This is a genomic window from Enterobacter sp. EGD-HP1, from assembly GCF_000733275.2.
GTDB lineage: Bacteria > Pseudomonadota > Gammaproteobacteria > Enterobacterales > Enterobacteriaceae > Enterobacter.
In genome coordinates this window covers 48,175-67,966 of sequence record NZ_AVOP01000003.1, presented here as the reverse complement: position 1 = coordinate 67,966, position 19,792 = coordinate 48,175, and the positions used below count along the sequence as shown (strand labels likewise).

The following is a 19,792-nucleotide window of genomic DNA, read 5'->3' as shown; positions in this document are numbered from 1 at the left end:
ACTTGAATGTGATGATATCACTTTTTGATATCATATCAAGCCGGATCGTATCCTTTTTGAGCCTGTGCTATAGTAGCGCCCCTTTTCCACCAGATGCTTAAAACTTCGCCATGTCGTCAGAATTACAGACCGCTTTTCCCGCACACCGTTTCTCCATTGCGCCGATGCTCGACTGGACGGACAGACACTGCCGCTATTTCCTGCGCCAGCTCTCCCGCCATACGCTGCTGTACACCGAAATGGTGACCACGGGCGCAATCATTCACGGGAAGGGCGACTATCTGGCCTATAGCGAAGAAGAGCATCCGGTTGCCCTGCAGCTGGGCGGTAGCGATCCGGCCGCGCTGGCGCAGTGCGCGAAGCTGGCAGAAGCGCGCGGCTACGACGAGATCAACCTCAACGTTGGCTGCCCGTCCGATCGCGTGCAAAACGGCATGTTTGGCGCATGTCTGATGGGGAACGCGCAGCTGGTGGCGGACTGCATCAAGGCGATGCGCGACGTGGTTTCCATTCCGGTCACGGTCAAAACCCGTATCGGCATTGACGACCAGGACAGCTATGAATTCCTGTGCGACTTCATCAATACGGTATCCGGGCAAGGCGAGTGCGAGATGTTCATCATCCACGCGCGAAAAGCCTGGCTCTCCGGCCTGAGCCCGAAAGAGAACCGCGAAATTCCGCCGCTGGACTATCCGCGCGTGTACCAGCTTAAGCGTGATTTCCCGCACCTGACGATGTCCATTAACGGCGGCATCAAGTCGCTGGAAGAGGCCAAAGTGCATCTGGAACATATGGATGGCGTGATGGTCGGGCGCGAGGCGTATCAGAACCCGGGCATTCTGGCGACGGTGGACCGTGAAATCTTCGGCATCGAATGCGCAGACGCCGATCCGGTTGCCGTCGTGCGTGCGATGTATCCTTACATTGAGCGCGAGCTGAGCAATGGCACTTATCTCGGCCATATCACCCGCCATATGCTTGGCCTGTTCCAGGGTATTCCGGGCGCGCGTCAGTGGCGTCGTTACCTGAGCGAGAATGCGCATAAAGCCGGTGCAGATATCGAGGTGCTGGAACATGCGCTGCGGCTGGTGGCAGATAAGCGATAACTTTCGCTAAAAGTTCGTCAAATTCACCACGCCCTGCGAACGATCGCGGGGCGTTTTGCTTTAATAACAACAGGTTAATACTGGCATGATTCTTGTAACGCTTACTGCATGACTCGGGAACTCGTGGGAGAGCACCATGCTGGAACTACTTTTTGTGATTGGCTTTTTTGTCATGCTGTTAGCGACAGGCGTTTCGCTGCTCGGCATTCTGGCGGCTATCGTGGTGGCGACGGTGGTCATGTTTATTGGCGGACTGTTTGCTCTGACGATCAAGCTGTTGCCGTGGCTACTGCTGGCCATTGCGGTCGTGTGGGTGATTCGGGCGATTAAATCGCCAAAAGTGCCCAGTTATCAGCGCAATAACCGCTTCCGTTACTAAGGTATTGAGGGGTTCGTCACATACTTGTAACTTTTCCGGCGGCAGGGCTTAGAACAGAATAGGATTTACTTATCGAATCTGTCACTATGACTGCCGCTAAAGAATTCATCGAGCTGTACCCTACATACAGCCGAACTAAAAAAAGAAAGGGCTTCCCACGGGAAGCCCAATTTCTTTTTAGGGCTCAGGGAATCAACAAACTTGACCCCTGCGTTGCCCGGCTCTCCAGCACTTCATGTGCACGCTGCGCATCGGTTAGCGCGTATTTCTGCGCATCAGCCACATCCACCTTAATGACGCCGCTGGCGATCAGCGAGAAGAGCTCGTTACTGGCTTCCTCAAGTTCTTCCCGGTTGGTGATGTATCCTTGCAGGGAAGGGCGCGTCACGTACAGAGAACCTTTCTGGTTCAGTATGCCGAGATTAACGCCGGTCACCGCGCCTGACGCATTCCCGAAGCTTACCATCAGCCCGCGACGCTGCAGGCAGTCCAGCGACGCTTCCCAGGTGTCTTTCCCTACCGAGTCATACACCACGCGGACTTTTTTACCGTTGGTGATCTCTTTCAGCCGCTCAACAATGCTCTCTTCACGGTAGTTAATCACCTGCCAGGCGCCCGCCTGCAGCGCGCGCTGCGCTTTTTGTGCATTTCCTACGGTACCGATCAGCTTCGCGCCCAGCGCTTTTGCCCACTGACAGGCGATAAGCCCGACGCCACCCGCTGCGGCATGAAACAGGAACTGCTCGTCGGGTTTAATTTCATAGGTTTTGCGCAGCAGGTAGTAAACCGTCAAACCTTTCAGGAACGAGGCTGCCGCCTGCTCAAAGGAGATGGCGTTAGGCAGCAGGGCGGCTTTATCCGCCGGAACGTTGTGAACGGAGCTGTAAGCGCCCAGCGCGGACTGCGCATACACCACGCGGTCGCCCTCTTTAATATGCTTAACTGCGCTGCCCACTTTGACGACGATACCGGCTGCCTCGGTGCCCAGGCCGCTCGGCATTGACGGAGGCGGGTAGAGACCGCCGCGAATATAGGTGTCGATGTAGTTTATGCCGATGGCTTTGTTTTCAACCTGCACTTCGTTTTCGCCAGGTGCGGCAGGGGTGAACTCCACCGCTTTCAGTACGTCTGGCCCACCGTGTTTCTGGAATTCAATGCGCGTTGCCATGCTCCCTCCGTAAGAAAAATATGGTAATCTTTCGACCCACTCTTTATCTCGGTAACTCCATTCACTATGGCAGGAAACAAACCCTTCAACAAACAGACTGAACCTCGCGAGCGTGATTTCCAGGTCGCAGGGTTAAAGGTCCCGCCGCACTCGATTGAAGCGGAACAGTCGGTGTTGGGCGGTTTAATGCTGGATAACGAGCGCTGGGACGACGTCGCCGAGCGCGTCGTGGCGGAAGATTTCTACACCCGTCCGCACCGCCACATCTTTACCGAAATGGCGCGTCTGCAGGAGTCGGGCAGCCCAATCGACCTGATCACGCTCGCGGAATCGCTGGAGCGTCTTGGGCAACTCGACAGCTGCGGCGGGTTTGCCTATCTGGCGGAACTGTCAAAAAACACGCCTAGTGCGGCGAACATCAGCGCTTATGCCGATATCGTGCGCGAACGTGCAGTCGTCCGCGAGATGATCTCGGTGGCGAACGAGATCGCCGAAGCCGGTTTTGATCCGCAGGGTCGCACCAGCGAAGACCTGCTCGACCTTGCCGAGTCGCGCGTCTTTAAAATCGCCGAAAGCCGCGCCAATAAAGACGAAGGCCCAAAAAACATCGCCGATGTCCTCGACGCCACCGTTGCCCGTATCGAACAGCTGTTCCAGCAGCCGCACGATGGCGTCACCGGCGTGAACACCGGCTATGACGATTTGAACAAGAAAACCGCCGGCCTGCAGCCGTCGGATTTGATCATCGTCGCCGCGCGTCCGTCGATGGGTAAAACTACTTTTGCGATGAACCTCGTCGAAAACGCGGCGATGTTGCAGGATAAGCCGGTGCTTATCTTCAGTCTTGAGATGCCCTCCGAGCAGATTATGATGCGTTCTCTGGCGTCGCTGTCGCGCGTGGATCAGACCCGCATTCGTACCGGCCAGCTTGATGATGAAGACTGGGCGCGCATCTCCGGCACCATGGGCATTCTGCTGGAAAAACGTAACATCTACATCGATGACTCTTCTGGCCTGACGCCGACGGAGGTCCGTTCCCGCGCGCGCCGTATCGCCCGTGAACACGGCGGCATCGGCCTCATCATGATCGACTACCTTCAACTGATGCGCGTTCCGTCGCTCTCCGACAACCGTACGCTGGAAATTGCGGAGATTTCCCGCTCGCTCAAGGCGTTAGCCAAAGAGCTACACGTACCGGTCGTTGCCCTGTCGCAGCTCAACCGCTCCCTGGAACAACGTGCCGACAAGCGCCCGGTCAACTCTGACCTCCGCGAATCCGGCTCCATCGAGCAGGATGCCGACTTAATCATGTTTATCTACCGTGATGAGGTTTATCACGAGAACAGCGACCTGAAAGGGATCGCCGAAATTATTATTGGTAAACAACGTAACGGCCCGATCGGGACGGTGCGCCTGACCTTTAACGGACAGTGGTCGCGTTTCGACAACTATGCCGGTCCTCAATATGATGATGAGTAATTTCTAAGGAATTCAAATGCAAGCGGCAACTGTTGTTATTAACCGCCGCGCTCTGCGACACAACCTGCAACGTCTGCGTGAACTGGCACCCGCCAGCAAGCTCGTTGCAGTCGTGAAAGCGAACGCTTACGGACACGGTCTTCTGGAGACCGCGCGAACGCTCCCCGATGCCGACGCCTTTGGTGTCGCCCGTCTTGAAGAAGCTCTCCGCCTGCGCGCGGGCGGCATTACTCAACCCATTCTGCTCCTCGAAGGCTTTTTCGAAGCCAGCGATCTGCCGACCATCGCTGACCAGCATCTGCATACGGCGGTACACAACGATGAACAGCTCGCCGCACTCGAAACCGCCGAGCTGAGCGAGCCGGTGACCGTATGGATGAAGCTCGACACGGGCATGCACCGTCTGGGCGTGCGTCCGGAGAGCGCGGAAGCGTTCTATCAGCGTTTATGCCGGTGCAAAAACGTGCGCCAGCCGGTGAACATCGTCAGCCACTTCGCCCGTGCCGATGAGCCCGAGTGCGGTGCAACCGAGCGGCAGCTGGATATCTTTAACACCTTCTGCGAAGGCAAGCCGGGGATGCGCTCGATTGCGGCATCCGGCGGTATTCTGCTGTGGCCGCAGTCGCATTTCGACTGGGCGCGACCGGGCATCATTCTCTACGGCGTATCGCCGCTGGAGAACAAACCCTGGGGGCCGGACTTTGGCTTCCAGCCGGTTATGTCGCTGGTCTCTAACCTGATTGCCGTGCGTGACCATAAAGCGGGCGAGCCGGTGGGCTACGGCGGCACCTGGACCAGCGAGCGTGATACCCGTCTCGGCGTGGTGGCGATGGGCTATGGTGACGGCTATCCGCGCGCTGCACCGTCGGGTACGCCGGTTCTGGTCAACGGACGCGAGGTGAAGATTGTTGGCCGCGTGGCGATGGACATGATTTGCGTCGATCTGGGGCCTGAAGCCCAGGATAAGCCCGGCGACGATGTGGTAATGTGGGGCGAAGGTTTGCCCGTCGAACGCATTGCTGAAATTACAAAAGTGAGTGCTTACGAACTTATCACGCGCCTGACTTCAAGGGTTGCGATGAAGTACATTGATTGAGACTCGCATAGAGTAGTCCAACGGCATAAGCTGCCGTTGGACGCGTAACGCTTATTTCAACACGTTATAGATCGCCTGATTAGTCAAATAATCCGACGCTAGCCCTGACTCCGGAGTGAAGCGTGAACCCTGGATGGACGAGAACCGTTTTCCAGTGCTGCCCAGCGAGACATAGCGTTCTCCTCCATCGTTTTCCGAAATGGTGTACACCGTTTTCTGCATCTCGGCGAATAGCGGAGCGTTACGCTGAATGGTCTGATGCAATTCCAGCAGCTGCACTCCATCCAGATTGAGCTTTTTATCCAGCTTGACGCCCCATCTTTGCAGGCAGACTTCGGCGAAATGGCGCACGATTGTGCCGGGTTCATGGACGACTTTTTCCCCGCTATTCCCATTGGCCGAAGCATTCCCCACCAGCGTAGCGTGGCGGCCAGACATGGGGTAAATATGGACTTTTGTTGCACTATCGGTCTGTGGAATGACGCACGAGAAACCTTTTGACCGCTCATGTCTGGCGTAGAAAGCCACATACTCCTTAACGTTACTACCCAGAGTGACTTTGTCCGCCTGGAAATTACCCATGCCCGGGACCGGATCGACCGCAAAAATATTCACCGGGATCGTCGTTAAAAGGGGATCGGCCAGCATTGCATTGGCAAGCATATGGCAGCTAATTCCTCCCCGGCTCCACCCAACAAGATTCACCTGAGTGGGTAGGATCTGCCCCTGACGGAAGGTTTTGATGATTTGCTGCTGCAGCGCCTGCTGGGTTACTTTACGATCGCCATAGTCATATTTACGCCACCAAAAAGAACCGGTAACCTCAACGTCCTGAATCGGCACGCCAGCCTTTTTGAGCTGCTCGTAGTTTTCTTTTGTGAGCTTCTCACGCTGCCAGTCAACGTGCCCTTTTATAATATTGATCGCGTGCTGAACATTCTCATTCCAGCCGCTGCCCAGAAGCTGGGCGCGAAGCTGAGAATATTCTCCGCTTTTGACCCAAAGCTCGTCGCTTTGTAAATTTCCGCTTCCCGGGCCATCAAGAATGACCCATTCGGCGAACTCTTTACCCTTGTTATTGGCAGCCAGAGAAGAGATGAGTTCGCCGTTCCAGTAATTAGCATGAGACTCATCAAATTTATTAGAACCAGTACCACAGAAATACACTGTTAGTATTGTCATAAATGACCTCATTGAAATATTAATATGTAGTGGTGACACGCGTGTAGTTAAATAATACGTGTCAGCAATATTTCGGGGAATATGCTATTGGGCCCAGGTTGTTTTTGATAACGATAAGATCGTTCTTAATTAAACATAGCTATGTTTAATGTGTAGTACTGCTTAACTTTTTGCTTAGGGCATATGACATTCGCCTTATGCCGAATGCTGTTTTTACAGTTTTGCAATAGCACGCATACTTAATTTCGGAATGAGTTGGTTGAATAATCTAAGAAAATAGATTTCACACGGGGTTATGCTACAATGAATATATTAATGATCGATGAATTACCGATCTTCATTCACGGTATGAAAACAGAGCTGGAACGCGTAATGCCGGAATGCACTGTTTTTGCAGCGAACAATTTTGAAGATGCACACGCAATTTTAACCGCTATGCCGGTCAGCATTATTTTGCTGGATGGTGAAATGAAGTGCCGTGATTTTATCACTAATTTGATGACAAACTGGCCTGAGCTACCGATCGTGGTAATGTTACGAAAAGCGACGGATAAGATATTCAATTTCTACATCCGCCAAAGCATTAAGGGCATATTTACCAAGGATCTCCCCGCTGAAAAAATCAGCCAGATACTTAGCATGGTCTCCTCGGGAGTGGTCTGCTTTCCGGAGCAAGCCGTGGTCCAGCGGGAACAACCCACTGGCGGTTTGCCGATCCACTCCCTGAGTCGTCGGCAGAAGGAGGTTCTCAAGCTGCTGGCTAATGGAGGAACAAATAAGCAGATCAGCAGGCAATTGAATATCAGTGCAGGTACGGTCAAAGTGCATCTGGAATCCATCTTTCACCGATTACAGGTCAACAATCGGACTCAGGCCGCAATGCTCTATTTTAAATATATGGCTAATTAAGCGATTTTCAGCAAAACGAAGGGCTGCAGTCAACACGCGTTAAGAGAAAAGCGCAACAGGCAGACTTCTGTTGCGCTTTGTTTTTTAACGGTACTGAGATTTAAAATAATATATCACCACCACCAGCGTTCCGAAGTCCTGCAATAGCCAGAACGGAAAGCTGTCACTCAGTATATCAGCGCCGGTAATAATAAATTTCATGTTTAAGCTGCTCTCACCAAAAAAACCAAAGGCAAGGGCGGCCAAGCCGATTTTACACATTACCGGCAGGGCATGGACTCGTCGGCTATAGGCGGCAAACAAAATCAGCAGCGATGTAACCAGGTCGACGAAGATAATAAAGGGGAGCACCCAGCCATTCATCATGTTAAGCATTTATTCTCCATCGGGTTTGTTGTGGGTTAAATCAGGCGGAGAAAGTGACTCATGTCTGACTTTACTTTTGATGACGCTTGCAACATCAAAAATATCGCGCTGTTCATGCCGGCGGAAAAAGTTTGCCAGCCAGACGATCAGGCCATTACTCATTGCACCGAGGATATACCCTAAACCAAGCGTGATATCGGCCTGATTGAGGTCTATCTTTAACCAGCGGGCTGATAACCCACCTAATGCGACGGCCGCGCCCATGCTAATTCCACCAAAAATAATGCCTGCCATAAACCGGCTGTGCTGGTGCAACCGCTGCGGTTGCCAGAAAAACGAGATACTGACGCCGCCAAATAAACCTGAAAAAGCCAGCAAGGCTTCACTGATGAGAGTCGGGAGATAGATGTCAGACATACGTTCATCCTCTGCAAGGATAAATCCCCCTGGAAAAGGGGATTTATTATCGTAACGGGCGCTTATTATTGGCAGGGATCCAGCTCAACAATATGCTGATACCTATCGGTCGTAATAAAGCGCTGTTGCCCTGACAGGCTGTAAATCAAACGCTTGGGAGAGCGATATCCCTTCACGACATCGACATCTGCGCTAAGCCAGGGCTGACTGGCAGGAAGAGCGCTATGGCTGTATTTATCGCCACCGATCCACTTTTGATGGGTGAGTTTCACCCCCCAAAGCGATTCGCTTTCACTACCCGACCAGCCGAGGCGTTTGGCTTCCTCCGAGGGGATATAGCGGTCGGGCAGGCGTCCGAAATTTTTTATATGACGAAGCGTTGTCGCCAGATCGGTCACGTTATTGACGGGCGGCATCCCCTGGGAAGATAAAAAGGCGTTGGCTTCCTTTATTTCATCTTCGCAGGTTGGCATGGCGGCGGTTGCCTGTAAAACGGTGAATAATGAAACAGACAGCACGGCCATTTTCACTATGGAGAGTGGTTTCATTGTGTTTTTCCTGTTGAGTTAACTGAGAAATAGCTTCATTTCTGCTTCGCGGCGTCGGGTAAGACCGGTCAAAACCTTACCGCCTGCCTTATTCCAGCTTTTGAACTGCAGTGCGGCGCCCTGGATATCGCCCGCGTTAAATTTTTTGAGCAGCGTGGATTTCTTTAAATTGCCCACGCCAAGGTTGAAGGCGAATGAAACCAGCGCGTCGAATTGAACCTGCGTTGCTGGTTGGTTCAGCAGTTTTTTCACGCCGTCCTCGGTGCGTTTCAGATCTTTGCGCAGCAGATCTTTGGCTTCGCCGGTGGTAATTTTGGTGAGCTTTTCCATCTCCTCTTTGAGGATCAAATGGCCATAGCCGATGGTCCATAAACCTACGGCATCGCGATAACGCTCCAGCTTCAGCCCTTCAAACTGGCAAATAAGCTGAATGCCCTTGTCACCGGTACGTTCTGGTTGTTTTTGCATTACGGAGTCTCCTCTGCTTTCGGGCGGGGAATCACCTTGTTGGTGTATTCGTCAATCAAACGCATGACGCTCTCCGGCGGCTCAAGCGCGGCAAATTGCATTTCCACATCGACGTGGCGGCTGTCACGCCCGCCTTTGTTATCGCTGGAAGGTGAAAGGCTGACGTGAAAGCGGCCAAATTCGTTCTCACCGGACTGGCGGGAAGGTGCCTGCATGCCTTCCGTGCGGATCGTCAGGTTGACCTTCATCTTTTCCAGCATCAGCCCGCGCGGTGTTGAAAGCGCGACTAAGGGCAGGTCAAAGTAGTGCTTTTCATCCAGTGCCAGCTGTACCGTACGTGGAATCAACGAACCGTCTTCTGCGGGTTCGAAAAAGGGATCCAGCGCCTTCATATACTGCTGAGCAATCAGTTCGTTGGCCGCAGTGGCCGCGTACTGCATCCCGCGCGTGATATCTTCAAGCGAGATCGGCACGCCGGGAATATCGGCTGGAGGCGCTGGAGGCGCTGGAGGCGTGTTTTCCTGTAGCGGTGGCGTGCCTTCATCCTCTTTGCCCGCCCTGTTTTCCGGCTCTTCATCCTTGCCGCCGCGCAGCCATTTTTTAAAAGACATATTTCGCTCCTGGAAAAAGGGCTACCCGGGTAGCCCCTGCATTACGGAATCGCACGTATGTCGCGGCGTGGAAGATTACTGCGCGGCGACAGGCTTGGTTTTGGCGTTGGTCAGGTAATCAATTACGCGCTGCAGAGCTTCAGGTGGCTCCTGGCGTTTAATCTGGGTATGAATGGAGTATTTCGCGCGTGTATCGGTCGAGCGGGTCTGCTCCGATTTATGGGAGACCTTGCCGGTCATTTTCGCTTTGAATACGCCCCAGCCGACGGACGCTTCCACGGAAGCTTCCGCTTCGGTGCTGCTGGAGCTGGCTTCGCTTTGGCTCACTTCCAGCTCAAAGTCGATGGTACCGTCCTCGATACAGATGATGGGGTGGGTGACCGCCGCCAGGAGCGGAATGCTCATCTTGCGGGTTACGCTGCCTTTATTGACCCCCTGTTCGTCTACCACGGTTTCGTCGTAATCGAACTCGATCGCGACAGCTTTGCCGTCTTTAATACAGACGGAAAGAAGGAAGTCAGTGTAGGCCTTGCTCGCCTGAACCTGTGCTTTGATCATCGCCTGCAGCGGGCCGCCGATCATATGCTCCAGCGGCAGGGCGTTAATGACTGAACCAATAAATTGTGAATCCATGATGTGAACTCCTTGAATCAGTGAATGCGCGGTTGCGCAGGAGTCACATTACGGAAAGCGAGAAGAGGAAAATATTGGGTAAATGTCATGGCGAGAGGACGCAAAAAACCTATGCCGATCGCAGGATAATCTTAAAGGGTGGTGTTGCGTGATATTCCGGTTTATTGTTGAAATCCCTGCCTCATCGAATTCCGGAGACTCATCGCGTGTTTCAGAAAGTTGACGCCTATGCCGGCGACCCTATCCTCTCCTTAATGGAGCGTTTCAAAGAAGATCCTCGCAGCGACAAAGTGAACCTGAGCATCGGTTTGTATTACAACCACGAGGGTTTTATTCCTCAACTGCAGGCCGTTGCCGAAGCTGAAGCGCGTCTGAACGCTGTTCCACACGGCGCGTCGCTCTATCTGCCGATGGAAGGGTTAAATGCCTACCGCAGCACCATTGCGCCGTTGCTGTTTGGTGCCGATCACGCGGTGCTCGCACAAAAACGCGTGGCGACCATCCAGACGCTGGGCGGCTCGGGTGCGCTGAAGGTGGGGGCAGACTTCCTGAAAAAATACTTCCCGGATTCAGGCGTGTGGGTGAGTGACCCGACGTGGGAAAACCACGTTGCGATCTTCGAGGGCGCAGGTTTCAAAGTGGCGACCTATCCATGGTTTGACAGCGAAACTAACGGCGTGCGCGTTGACGCGCTGCTGGAAAAACTGAACACCCTGCCGGAGCGCAGTATTGTGCTGCTGCATCCATGCTGCCATAACCCAACCGGTGCGGATCTCACCAACGCCCAGTGGGATGCGGTGATTGAGGTACTGAAGGCCCGCAACCTGATCCCGTTCCTCGACATTGCCTACCAGGGCTTTGGCGCGGGCATGGAAGAAGATGCTTACGCCATTCGCGCCGTGGCCAGCGCCGGGCTGCCTGTTCTGGTCAGCAACTCCTTCTCTAAAATCTTCTCCCTGTACGGCGAGCGCGTTGGCGGCCTGTCCGTGGTGTGTGAAGACGCCGAAGCGGCAGGTCGCGTGCTGGGCCAGTTGAAGGCGACGGTGCGTCGCATTTACTCCAGCCCGCCGAACTTTGGTGCGCAGGTGGTGGCGACGGTGCTCGGTGACGAAAAGCTGAAAGCGTCCTGGCTTGCGGAAGTGGAAGCGATGCGCCAGCGCATTCAGACGATGCGTCAGGAGCTGGTTAACGTCCTGAAAGAGGCCGTGCCGGGACATAATTTCGACTATCTGCTCAAGCAGCGCGGGATGTTCAGCTATACCGGACTGAGTGCGGCTCAGGTCGATCGCCTGCGCGAAGAGTTCGGCGTCTACCTGATCGCCAGTGGCCGTATGTGCGTAGCGGGTTTGAATGCCAGCAACGTTCATCGCGTGGCGCAGGCGTTTGCTGCTGTGATGTAAGTATTCACTTACTTGCATGCCATATGTAGGCCGGGTAAGGCGCAGCCGCCACCCGGCTTTTTTGTTTGCGCCGGTGCCAATCATTGCCCGGTGGCGCTTCGCTTACCGGGCCTACACGCCTGTTCCACTCTTTGTGATCGTCTTCTTTTTATTCAGCTTCATAAGCAAAAACTCCTTCCCTTCACCTCCCGCTGGGGTTATGGTCGGATAGTTTTTTGACCATTCGCTCAAATTAAAACAATAACAAACTGAATATTCAGGGGAAAATATGCGCAAGATCACACTGGCGCTCAGCGCCGCCTGCTTATTGTTCTCGCTTAATAGCGCCGTCGTCGCGCGAGCTTCTGCCCCGACGCCGCTTTACACAGGCACCACCGCCGCCATTCTCGCCGAGCAGGCACCCATTCACTGGGTTTCCGTGGCCCAAATCGAAAACAGCCTGATGGGCCGTGCGCCAATGGCCGTGGGCTTTGACATTGATGATACCGTGCTGTTCTCAAGCCCCGGCTTCTGGCGCGGGAAGAAAACGTATTCACCGGACAGCGAAGCGTATCTGAAGAACCCGGAATTCTGGGAAAAAATGAATAACGGCTGGGACGAATTCAGCATCCCGAAAGAGGTTGCCCGTGCGCTTATTGCCATGCACGTGAAGCGCGGTGACAGCATTTATTTTGTGACCGGCCGCAGTCAGACCAAAACGGAAACCGTCTCGAAAACGCTGCAGGATGATTTCCAGATCCCGGCGGCCAGCATGAATCCGGTGATTTTTGCCGGTGACAAAGAGGGGCAAAACACCAAAACCCAGTGGCTGGAAAAGAAAAATATCAAAGTATTCTACGGCGATTCGGATAACGACATCACCGCCGCACAGGATGTGGGTGCCAGAGGGATCAGGGTGTTACGTGCCTCTAACTCCACGTATCGACCGCTGCCGATGGCCGGAAAGTTTGGCGAAGAGGTGATCGTCAACTCGGAGTATTAAGTACCGGGCAGCGAGTTTGGCTCTTTTTTAATCAAATCTCGCTGCTGCGGGTTTTACCTTTCGTCTTCTTGCTGCACACTTAGAAAGATTCATCTTTCAATACGGAGCAGCACATGTGGTACCAACAGACTCTGACCTTAAGCGCTAAACCACGCGGATTCCACCTGGTGACGGATGAAGTCATCGGGCAACTCCGCGATCTGTCGCGCGTCAGAACGGGTTTGCTGCATCTGCTGCTTCAGCACACGTCCGCCTCTCTCACGCTTAATGAAAATTGCGATCCCACCGTCCGGTCCGACATGGAGCACTATTTTCTGAAGAGCGTGCCGGATAACGCGCCTTATGAGCATGACTATGAGGGGGCGGACGACATGCCTTCGCATATTAAATCCTCCCTGCTGGGCGTATCGCTGATGCTGCCGGTTCACAACGGGCGGTTGCTGTTGGGAACGTGGCAGGGGATCTGGCTGGGAGAGCATCGTATTCATGGTGGTTCGCGTAAAATTATCGCCACGCTGCAAGGGGAATAAAGATGACAATTTCGGAGATACTTCAGTACTGCATGAGCAAGCCCGGCGCGGAGCAGAGCGTCCACAGCGACTGGAAAGCCACGCAGATTAAGGTGGGGGATGTGCTGTTTGCGATGGTGAAAGAGGTGGAGGGCCGTCCGGCGGCGTCGCTGAAAACCAGCCCTGAACTGGCGGATTTGTTACGTCAGCAGCATGATGACGTGAGGCCGAGCAAGCACCTCAATAAGGCGCACTGGAGCACCGTTTATCTGGACGGTTCGATTCCTGGCTCGCAGATTTACTACCTGGTGGACGCGTCCTATCAGCAGGCGGTTGAGCTGCTGCCGGAAACCACCCGACAGCAACTCTCCGTGTGACAATTACAGCAACGGTTTGAGGAAGCGCGCGGTGTGCGAGGCTTCGCACTCTGCAACGGTCTCTGGCGTACCGGAGACGAGAATTTCACCGCCGCCGCTGCCGCCTTCCGGGCCGAGATCGACAATCCAGTCCGCGGTTTTAATCACGTCCAGGTTATGTTCGATGACCACGATAGTGTTACCCTGATCTCTGAGTTGATGCAGCACCTCGAGCAGCTGCTGGATGTCGGCAAAGTGCAGGCCGGTGGTCGGCTCGTCCAGAATGTAGAGCGTCTGACCGGTGCCGCGTTTTGACAGCTCACGCGCCAGCTTCACGCGCTGCGCTTCACCGCCGGACAGCGTGGTGGCCGACTGCCCCAGACGAATGTAGGTCAGGCCCACGTCCATCAGCGTTTGCAGCTTACGCGCCAGCGCAGGGACGGCGTCAAAGAACTCGCGTGCCTCTTCGATGGTCATATCCAGCACTTCGTGGATGGTTTTGCCCTTGTACTTAATCTCCAGCGTTTCGCGGTTATAGCGCTTGCCTTTGCACTGGTCGCACGGCACGTAGATATCCGGCAGGAAGTGCATCTCAACCTTGATCACGCCGTCGCCCTGGCACGCTTCGCAGCGACCGCCGCGAACGTTAAAGCTGAAACGTCCTGGCGTATAGCCGCGTGAACGCGCTTCCGGCACGCCGGCAAACAGTTCACGTACGGGCGTGAAGACGCCGGTGTAGGTTGCCGGGTTAGAGCGCGGGGTACGGCCAATCGGGCTTTGGTCAATGTCGATAACTTTATCGAAATGCTCCAGACCCTGGATGTCGCGGTACGGCGCAGGCTCGGCCAGCGTCGCGCCGTTCAGCGCCGTCTGCGCAATCGGGAACAGCGTATCGTTGATCAGCGTCGATTTACCGGAACCGGACACGCCGGTGATACAGGTAAACAGGCCAACCGGCAGCGTCAGGGTGACGTCTTTCAGGTTGTTGCCGCGCGCGCCGGTCAGCTTCAGCACTTTTTCCGGATCTGCCGCCACGCGCTGTTTCGGCACTTCAATCTTGCGCTTGCCGCTCATGAACTGGCCTGTCAGCGATTCGGGTACCGCCATAATGTCCTTCAGCGTCCCTTCTGCCACCACCTGTCCGCCGTGCACGCCAGCGCCCGGGCCAATGTCGATGACGTGGTCAGCCGCACGGATCGCATCTTCATCGTGCTCGACCACGATGACCGTGTTGCCGAGGTTGCGCAGGTGAACCAGCGTCCCGAGCAGACGCTCGTTGTCGCGCTGGTGCAGGCCGATGGACGGTTCATCCAGCACGTACATCACGCCTACCAGACCCGCACCAATCTGGCTCGCCAGACGTATACGCTGGGCCTCACCGCCGGAGAGCGTTTCCGCCGAGCGGGAAAGCGTCAGGTAGTTCAGGCCGACGTTCACCAGGAACTTCAGGCGATCGCCGATCTCTTTCAGCACTTTTTCGGCAATTTTCGCGCGTTGGCCGGAGAGCTTCAGGTTGTTGAAGAAGTCCATCGCGTGGCCGATGCTCATGTCTGAGATGGTCGGCAGCGCCGTGTTTTCCACAAACACGTGGCGCGCTTCGCGACGCAGACGCGTACCCTCACAGGTGGCGCAGGAGCGGTTGCTGATGAACTTCGCCAGCTCCTCGCGCACCGCGCTGGATTCGGTCTCTTTGTAGCGGCGCTCCATGTTGTGCAGCACCCCTTCGAACGGGTGGCGACGCACGGAGGTATCGCCGCGATCGTTCATGTACTTGAACTCGATGTTCTCTTTGCCGGAACCGAACAGGATCACTTTGTGCACGTTCGCGCTCAGGCTCGCCCACGGCGCTTCTACGTCAAACTTGTAGTGCTCTGCCAGCGATTTCAGCATCTGGAAGTAGTAGAAGTTACGCTTGTCCCAGCCGCGAATGGCGCCGCCCGCCAGCGACAGCTCCGGGTTCTGAATGACGCGGTCCGGGTCGAAATACTGCTGGACGCCCAGGCCGTCACAGGTCGGGCACGCGCCCGCCGGGTTGTTGAATGAGAACAGGCGCGGTTCCAGCTCGCGCATGCTGTAGCCGCAAATCGGGCAGGCAAAGTTGGCGGAGAAGAGCAGCTCTTCCGCTTTTGGGTCGTCCATGTCGGAGACCACGGCCGTGCCGCCGGAGAGTTCCAGCGCCGTTTCAAAGGATTCCGCCAGGCGCGTGGCGAGATCGTCGCGCACCTTAAAGCGGTCAATCACCACCTCAATGGTGTGCTTCTTCTGCAGCTCCAGCTTTGGCGGATCGGACAGGTCGCACACCTCGCCGTCGATACGCGCGCGGATATAGCCCTGGCTTGCCAGGTTCTCCAGCGTTTTGGTGTGTTCGCCTTTTCGCTCTTTGATGATCGGCGCCAGCAGCATCAGGCGTTTGCCTTCCGGCTGCGACAGCACGTTATCCACCATCTGGCTTACGGTCTGGGCCGCCAGCGGAACGTCGTGGTCCGGGCAGCGCGGCTCGCCCACGCGGGCATACAGCAGACGCAGGTAGTCATGAATTTCGGTAATGGTACCGACCGTTGAACGCGGGTTATGCGAGGTGGACTTCTGCTCAATAGAGATAGCAGGGGACAACCCTTCAATATGGTCGACATCCGGTTTTTCCATCAGCGACAGGAACTGACGCGCGTACGCAGAGAGTGATTCAACGTAACGACGCTGTCCTTCGGCATACAAAGTGTCGAAAGCCAGTGAGGATTTGCCAGACCCCGAAAGCCCGGTCACGACAATGAGTTTGTCGCGAGGGATTATGAGGTTGATATTCTTGAGATTGTGGGTGCGGGCGCCCCGAACTTCGATCTTATCCATTCACCTTTCCCGGTTGGAACACGGATTGCCTGGTTTGTTTGAAGGACAAACGGCTGTCAGAAACGGCTAATTATGACACAATTTGACCTGTTTGAATATACAGTATTGGAATGCATTTTCTGATTGGCTGTGTAACAATGTCGAGTTGCGAGAGAACTCTGGAACGTGCTACGCAACTATCAAAGTGCAGCATGGAAATGGTACACTCGCGCGTTTACACTATTAAGAAACGTATTCAGGAGACACGAACATGGCCAGCAGAGGCGTAAACAAGGTGATTCTCGTCGGTAATCTGGGCCAGGACCCGGAAGTACGCTACATGCCGAGTGGTGGCGCAGTTGCCAACATTACGCTGGCTACTTCCGAATCCTGGCGTGATAAAGCGACCGGTGAGATGAAAGAGCAGACTGAATGGCACCGCGTTGTGCTGTTTGGCAAACTGGCAGAAGTGGCCGGTGAGTATCTGCGTAAAGGTTCTCAGGTCTATATCGAAGGCCAGCTGCGTACCCGTAAATGGACCGATCAGTCCGGTGCTGAGAAGTACACCACTGAAGTCGTGGTTAACGTGGGCGGTACCATGCAGATGCTGGGTGGCCGTCAGGGCGGTGGCGCGCCGGCAGGTGGTGGTCAGAGCCAGCAGCAGGGCGGTTGGGGTCAGCCTCAGCAGCCGCAGGGCGGCAACCAGTTCAGCGGCGGCGCACAGTCACGTCCGCAGCAGCAGTCTGCTCCGGCGCCGTCTAACGAACCGCCAATGGATTTCGACGACGACATTCCGTTCTGATTTCCGAGTGCTTAAGACAAAAAACCCAGACCATGGTCTGGGTTTTTTTATTCCGTAAGGGATCAGGTAATCACCATCGGCCAGTCGGGCGGCGTGTGGCTCATCGCCTCAACCATCACCACTTTAATATTTTCCCAGACGGCGGCGATATCCAGCAGAGTGATGCCAAGCAGACCCGTTGCAAACCAGCAGGCGGCACCCAGCCCCAGCAGGGTGCTGATAACAGCAAGACCCGCATAGTCAGATTTACGAAACTGAATGTTCAGCGTGCTGGCTAAAAACATCAGTACCGCACTCAACAAAGGCCAGCGCAGAAGAACCATGCTGGTAGTAATGGTTGCCATAAAACCCATCCTCTACAAAACAGACGAACTGAATGAAACAGTGTTTCTCGTTACAAAATATGTGTGAACTATATCACGTTTGTTGATTTATTCGCCAGTATCTGTGCGATCAAAAAAGAGGATTTTATTCCTCCGGAAAGGAGAGCGGGCAGGCTGGTTGTACCTTTGGCGCAGGAGGGGGGCGGACCCACAGCGCGGCGGAAGCGCCCATCGGGCGAGTGGGGGTACCTCAAATTCGGTTTTTATAAAAGAGGGTTATCCTCAGCCGATCCTGAAAATAGTGTGGTACAGACTGATTATTTATAAATCAACGAACACAAAAGCCCAGAGTAAATAGCATAAAACGTCATGATGAAGTTGTACTTTTTTCATGCTGTCAGACGTTTGGCTTAATCAACAATCGCCTGGTGTGTTATCTTCCCACCGCCCTTGCGGGCTGGATAATTATTTTCCTTAATTGAAACGGAACGAATACTTATAGTTTAGCTTACGGGAAAATATTATCGTCATAACGAAATTTAAGATTTTTAATACCAAAAGTCAGTTGCTAACTTCGCATGATTCATGCAACGTAATCACCTGTTTAACAAAGCATCCGGCCTTCATTACTACAGGCGTACAACATGCAGGGATATAGGGCGGGAAATGAATCGTAGCGCGCGGCGCAAAATGCTCAGGATGGTAGGGATCATCATGGTAGTTATGCTGCCGGTGATGCTTGCGCTATGGTTTGCCCAGCTACGAGCCGTGTCTGAAACAAGCGCCCAGCTACGGACATTTGCCGAACTGGCATTAGACAAAACAGAACTGGTTATTCAACAGGTTGATCTGGCCCGGGACGAGGCTGAAAAATATCAGGGTGAGCGTTGCACGCCGGGACATCGTCAATATATGCTGAACGTTGTTCGTGGCCGTCTGTTTGTCGCCGATTTAATTTACGCGGAAGGTCAGAATTTTCTTTGTTCGACCGTTTTTACACCGGATCATCCCTACGCCATTCCTGTCGCTAATTACACGCGTAAACCTGACGTCGCTATCTATTATTATCGCGATACCCCATTTTATACTGGCTATAAAATGACATATATGCAGCGCGGAAATTATGTGGTGGTCGTCAACCCGCTTTCATACAGCGAAGTCATGTCCGCAGATCATTCTCTCTCCTGGGGGGTGTACGACACGGTAACCAATGCTTTCTTTTCCGTGAGCCAGAAAGCCAATGTTTCTTTATTAAATTCGATGATTCGGGATAAGGAATCGGTATTTCAAAAAGATAACCGCTTTTATACGATCGTAACATCCCCCAAAAGACCTATTGCGGCCATTGTGTCGACATCGAATAAACGCTTTTATGAAACGCTTTATCACCAGGCGACGTTGACCCTACCGCTGGGCATGATCTGCAGCATTATTATTTTGCTGGTATGGTCTCGTACCCATCGTGAGCTCAATTCGCCGGGGCGCTTACTGCACCGGGCGCTGAACAAACGACAGCTTTGCGTGCACTATCAGCCGATTATTGATATCAAGAACAACCAGTGCGTGGGCGCGGAGGCGTTGTTACGCTGGCCCGGTTTTAACGGGCAGGTGATGAGCCCGGCGGAGTTTATTCCGCTGGCGGAAAATGAGGGGATGAGCGAGCGGATTACGGACTATGTCGTTGAGGAAGTATTCAACGATCTGGGCCATTTCCTGGCCGAGCACCCGCATCTCTATATTTCGATTAACCTGTCGGCCACGGATTTCCACTCCTCGCGGCTGATCGCCATGATTTCCGACAAGGCTCACCACTACGCCGTCCGTGCGCAGCAAATCAAAATAGAAGTGACGGAACGCGGTTTTATCGATGTGCCAAAAACCACGCCGGTGATTCAGGCTTTCCGTCAGGCGGGTTATGAAGTCGCGATTGATGATTTCGGTACCGGCTATTCGAACCTGCACAACCTCTACTCGCTGAACGTGGATATTCTGAAAATCGATAAATCGTTTATCGATACCCTAACGACCAACAGCACCAGCCACCTGATCGCCGAGCATATTATCGAGATGGCGCAAAGCCTGCGGCTAAAAACCATTGCGGAAGGGGTAGAGACGGCAGAGCAGGTAAGCTGGCTGCTGAAGCGCGGCGTCCAGTTTTGTCAGGGATGGCACTTCGCAAAAGCGATGCCGCCCCAGGAATTTATGACCTGGCAGCAGCAGCCTTTACACTGA

21 protein-coding genes are annotated in these 19,792 nt (G+C 54.1%); 11 read left to right on the top strand and 10 right to left on the bottom strand.

From position 1 onward, the window contains the following. Positions 1 to 110 precede the first annotated feature (110 nt). Both dusA and pspG read left to right on the top strand, forming a co-directional pair. Positions 111 to 1,106 (top strand): tRNA dihydrouridine(20/20a) synthase DusA, encoded by a 996-nt coding sequence (gene dusA / locus N037_RS04915; RefSeq protein ID WP_032639450.1) that lies wholly within the window; start codon positions 111 to 113, stop codon positions 1,104 to 1,106. A 136-nt stretch (positions 1,107 to 1,242) separates the two neighbouring features. Then, on the top strand, positions 1,243 to 1,485 hold the full coding sequence (pspG, locus tag N037_RS04910) for an envelope stress response protein PspG (protein WP_023334166.1): 243 nt from the start codon (positions 1,243 to 1,245) through the stop codon (positions 1,483 to 1,485). A 184-nt stretch (positions 1,486 to 1,669) separates the two neighbouring features. Here pspG and N037_RS04905 read toward each other — a convergent pair whose 3' ends face one another. Next, positions 1,670 to 2,653 (bottom strand): quinone oxidoreductase, encoded by a 984-nt coding sequence (locus N037_RS04905; RefSeq protein WP_023334167.1) that lies wholly within the window; start codon positions 2,651 to 2,653, stop codon positions 1,670 to 1,672. Positions 2,654 to 2,719: 66 nt separating this feature from the next. On the opposite strand from N037_RS04905, the gene dnaB reads away from it, so the two are divergent. Together dnaB and alr are read left to right on the top strand one after the other, a co-directional pair. Continuing rightward, complete coding sequence (gene dnaB, locus N037_RS04900; RefSeq protein ID WP_023310046.1) at positions 2,720 to 4,132, top strand: replicative DNA helicase; 1,413 nt, start codon at positions 2,720 to 2,722, stop codon at positions 4,130 to 4,132. Between the two features lie 16 nt (positions 4,133 to 4,148). Continuing rightward, positions 4,149 to 5,228 carry an alanine racemase gene (gene alr / locus N037_RS04895; protein ID WP_023334168.1) on the top strand — a complete coding sequence of 360 codons (1,080 nt, stop codon included), beginning with the start codon at positions 4,149 to 4,151 and terminating at the stop codon, positions 5,226 to 5,228. 51 nt (positions 5,229 to 5,279) lie between these two features. On the opposite strand, the gene N037_RS04890 is transcribed toward alr, so the two are convergent. Beyond that, the gene (locus N037_RS04890) at positions 5,280 to 6,410 is read right to left on the bottom strand and encodes a hypothetical protein (RefSeq protein ID WP_032639447.1); all 1,131 of its coding nucleotides are present in this window, start codon (positions 6,408 to 6,410) and stop codon (positions 5,280 to 5,282) included. Between the two features lie 315 nt (positions 6,411 to 6,725). Here N037_RS04890 and N037_RS04885 point away from each other — a divergent pair, with 315 nt between their 5' ends. After that, the gene (locus tag N037_RS04885; RefSeq protein WP_231686668.1) at positions 6,726 to 7,319 is read left to right on the top strand and encodes a response regulator transcription factor; all 594 of its coding nucleotides are present in this window, start codon (positions 6,726 to 6,728) and stop codon (positions 7,317 to 7,319) included. Between the two features lie 84 nt (positions 7,320 to 7,403). On the opposite strand, the gene N037_RS04880 is transcribed toward N037_RS04885, so the two are convergent. From N037_RS04880 to N037_RS04855, 6 genes are all read right to left on the bottom strand, one after another. Further along, positions 7,404 to 7,694, bottom strand: a complete 291-nt coding sequence (locus N037_RS04880; RefSeq protein ID WP_023334171.1) for a hypothetical protein — start codon at positions 7,692 to 7,694, stop codon at positions 7,404 to 7,406. Next, the gene (locus N037_RS04875) at positions 7,695 to 8,102 is read right to left on the bottom strand and encodes a hypothetical protein (protein WP_023334172.1); all 408 of its coding nucleotides are present in this window, start codon (positions 8,100 to 8,102) and stop codon (positions 7,695 to 7,697) included. 65 nt (positions 8,103 to 8,167) lie between these two features. Beyond that, entirely contained in the window at positions 8,168 to 8,650 is a 483-nt protein-coding gene (locus N037_RS04870; RefSeq protein WP_032639445.1) for a ribonuclease domain-containing protein, read from the bottom strand. Positions 8,651 to 8,668: 18 nt separating this feature from the next. Then, positions 8,669 to 9,118, bottom strand: coding sequence for a lysozyme (locus tag N037_RS04865; protein WP_023334174.1), 450 nt, complete (start codon positions 9,116 to 9,118; stop codon positions 8,669 to 8,671). Beyond that, positions 9,118 to 9,729 (bottom strand): DUF2589 domain-containing protein, encoded by a 612-nt coding sequence (locus N037_RS04860; protein WP_032639443.1) that lies wholly within the window; start codon positions 9,727 to 9,729, stop codon positions 9,118 to 9,120. Before N037_RS04860 ends, N037_RS04865 begins: the two co-directional genes overlap by 1 nt. 75 nt (positions 9,730 to 9,804) lie before the next feature. Next, the gene (locus tag N037_RS04855) at positions 9,805 to 10,362 is read right to left on the bottom strand and encodes a DUF2589 domain-containing protein (protein ID WP_023334176.1); all 558 of its coding nucleotides are present in this window, start codon (positions 10,360 to 10,362) and stop codon (positions 9,805 to 9,807) included. A gap of 206 nt (positions 10,363 to 10,568) precedes the next feature. Between N037_RS04855 and tyrB the strand changes: the two genes are divergently transcribed. The 4 genes from tyrB to N037_RS04835 all read left to right on the top strand — a co-directional run bounded on the left by tyrB (position 10,569) and on the right by N037_RS04835 (position 13,630). Continuing rightward, positions 10,569 to 11,762, top strand: a complete 1,194-nt coding sequence (tyrB, locus tag N037_RS04850; protein WP_023334177.1) for an aromatic amino acid transaminase — start codon at positions 10,569 to 10,571, stop codon at positions 11,760 to 11,762. A 268-nt stretch (positions 11,763 to 12,030) separates the two neighbouring features. Then, on the top strand, positions 12,031 to 12,744 hold the full coding sequence (gene aphA, locus N037_RS04845; RefSeq protein ID WP_032639441.1) for an acid phosphatase AphA: 714 nt from the start codon (positions 12,031 to 12,033) through the stop codon (positions 12,742 to 12,744). A 113-nt stretch (positions 12,745 to 12,857) separates the two neighbouring features. Then, a complete protein-coding gene (locus N037_RS04840; protein WP_032639439.1) occupies positions 12,858 to 13,274 on the top strand; it encodes a secondary thiamine-phosphate synthase enzyme YjbQ in 417 nt (138 codons plus the stop codon). Between the two features lie 2 nt (positions 13,275 to 13,276). Further along, positions 13,277 to 13,630 carry an MmcQ/YjbR family DNA-binding protein gene (locus N037_RS04835; RefSeq protein ID WP_023310053.1) on the top strand — a complete coding sequence of 118 codons (354 nt, stop codon included), beginning with the start codon at positions 13,277 to 13,279 and terminating at the stop codon, positions 13,628 to 13,630. Between the two features lie 3 nt (positions 13,631 to 13,633). Here the strand turns inward: N037_RS04835 and uvrA are convergent, their stop codons facing one another. Then, positions 13,634 to 16,456 (bottom strand): excinuclease ABC subunit UvrA, encoded by a 2,823-nt coding sequence (gene uvrA, locus N037_RS04830; protein ID WP_032639437.1) that lies wholly within the window; start codon positions 16,454 to 16,456, stop codon positions 13,634 to 13,636. Positions 16,457 to 16,706: 250 nt separating this feature from the next. Here uvrA and ssb1 point away from each other — a divergent pair, with 250 nt between their 5' ends. After that, complete coding sequence (ssb1, locus tag N037_RS04825) at positions 16,707 to 17,237, top strand: single-stranded DNA-binding protein SSB1 (RefSeq protein ID WP_023310055.1); 531 nt, start codon at positions 16,707 to 16,709, stop codon at positions 17,235 to 17,237. A 62-nt stretch (positions 17,238 to 17,299) separates the two neighbouring features. Here ssb1 and N037_RS04820 read toward each other — a convergent pair whose 3' ends face one another. Further along, entirely contained in the window at positions 17,300 to 17,581 is a 282-nt protein-coding gene (locus N037_RS04820; RefSeq protein WP_008503385.1) for a YjcB family protein, read from the bottom strand. Between the two features lie 645 nt (positions 17,582 to 18,226). Between N037_RS04820 and N037_RS04815 the strand changes: the two genes are divergently transcribed. After that, positions 18,227 to 19,792, top strand: coding sequence for an EAL domain-containing protein (locus N037_RS04815; RefSeq protein WP_032639434.1), 1,566 nt, complete (start codon positions 18,227 to 18,229; stop codon positions 19,790 to 19,792).